This is a genomic window from Bradyrhizobium sp. Kon58 (assembly GCF_055807455.1).
The window spans coordinates 1-290 of sequence record NZ_JBVVOT010000353.1 but is presented as its reverse complement, the minus strand read 5'-3'; the positions used below and the strand labels follow the sequence as shown (position 1 = coordinate 290).

The 290-nt window shown below is 68.3% G+C and carries 1 protein-coding gene; it reads left to right on the top strand.

Going from position 1 to position 290, the window contains the following annotated elements:
- The coding region (locus tag AC0L20_RS40745) for a phosphorylase family protein (protein WP_473295784.1) at nt 1–290 on the top strand (290 nt) is incomplete at both ends.

Below are 290 nucleotides of genomic sequence, written 5' to 3'. Positions count from 1 at the left end.
ACCTGCAGGCCAGTGACGGCCACGGCGTGACCCTGGTGAACATCGGCGTGGGCCCGTCCAACGCCAAGAACATCACCGACCACCTCGCTGTGCTGCGCCCGCATTGCTGGCTGATGATCGGGCACTGCGGCGGCCTGCGCCAATCCCAGACCATCGGCGACTACGTGCTGGCTCACGCCTACATGCGTCGCGATGGGATCCTGGACCGTGTGGTGCCGCCGAACATCCCGATCCCGGCCCTGGCCGAGGTGCAGCTTGCGCTGCAGCAGGCGGCGGCGAAAGTCACCGGC